This is a genomic window from Collinsella sp. AF39-11AT (assembly GCF_003474585.1).
In the GTDB taxonomy this organism is placed as follows: domain Bacteria; phylum Actinomycetota; class Coriobacteriia; order Coriobacteriales; family Coriobacteriaceae; genus Collinsella.
Genome location: NZ_QROG01000054.1, coordinates 1 through 1267 on the forward strand (window position 1 = coordinate 1; position 1267 = coordinate 1267).

Here is a 1267-nt window from a genome sequence, read left to right on the forward strand (position 1 = left end):
CTTAGAGGTCCTCGCGCCAGAAGGGCATGCTCATGCAGCGCGGGCCGCCGCGGCCGCGGGAGAGCTCGGCGGAGGGCACGACGAGAAGGTCCAGGCCCTCCTTGTACAGCACGTCGTTGGTGACGGTGTTGCGCGCGTAGACGCAGATCTTGCCGGGCTCGACGCACAGGGTGTTGGAGCCGTCGTTCCACTGCTCGCGGGAGGCCGCGATCGGGTCGCCGCCGCCGCAGGGGATCAGCTTGACCTGGTCGACGCCGGTGGCGTCCTCCAGGACGTGCTCGAGGGTGTCCTCGATCAGGCGGATGTTCACGTCGCCCGGGTTCTTGCCGGCGGTCAGCTCGTAGACGCGCAGGGTGCCCATGATGGCGGGGTGGATCGTGAACTTATCGACGTCGATCTGGGTGAAGACCGTGTCGAGGTGCATGAAGGCGCGGGAGACCGGGATGTCGAAGGCCAGGATGCGCTCGACCTTGGAGTCGGAGTTCCAGAAGATGTTCTGGGCCATGACGTCGATGGCGGCCGCCTGGGTGCGCTGGGAGATGCCGACGGCGAGGGTCTTCTCGTTGATGTTCAGCACGTCGCCGCCCTCGGTGTGGAACTGGCAGTCGCGGCGGAAGTACAGGGAGACGTCCTTGTAGTCGGGGTGGTACTTGAAGACGTACTTGCCGTACAGGGTCTCGCGGTTGCGGGTGACCGAGTACATGCGGTTGAGGTTGACGCCCTCGCCGACGACCGCGAACGGGTCGCGGGTGAAGTAGAGGTTGGGCATCGGGTCGATGATCAGGTCGGACTCGGACTCGGAGTTGACCAGGGAGTCGAGGGTCGTGGACGCCGTGAGGGGCATGTCGATCTCGGCCTTGGTCATGCCGGCCATGGTCTTCTTGACGAACTCGAGGTTGTCCTCGATGGAGTCCAGCTTCTCGCGGACGATCTGCGGCATCTGCTGGCCGCGGATGCCTGCCTCGGCGATGTACTGGTCGGTGAACTCGGCGCGGGCGCCGGGGACCTGGTCGAACACCTCTGCGACGAGGTTCTCGAGGTAGAGCACCTCCACGCCCTGGTCCTTAAGGATCTGGGCGAAGGTGTCGTGCTCCTGCTGCGCGACCTCCAGGAACGGGACGTCGTCGAACAGGAGTCGCTCGAGCTCGTCGGGCGGCAGGTTGAGGAGCTCGTCGCCGGGACGGTGCAGGCAGACCTTCCTGAGCTTGCCGATCTCGGAAGGCACGTGCAGACCTTTCGTCATGGCCTCCTACCTTTCTTTCGGGCC

1 protein-coding gene is annotated in these 1267 nt (G+C 65.3%); it reads right to left on the minus strand.

The genetic code is table 11. The annotated features are described in order from the left end of the window. Nucleotide 1 precedes the first annotated feature (1 nt). Nucleotides 2-1243 carry an arginine deiminase gene (gene arcA / locus DW037_RS10395; RefSeq protein ID WP_117584235.1) on the minus strand — a complete coding sequence of 414 codons (1242 nt, stop codon included), beginning with the start codon at nt 1241-1243 and terminating at the stop codon, nt 2-4. Nucleotides 1244-1267: the final 24 nt, after the last annotated feature.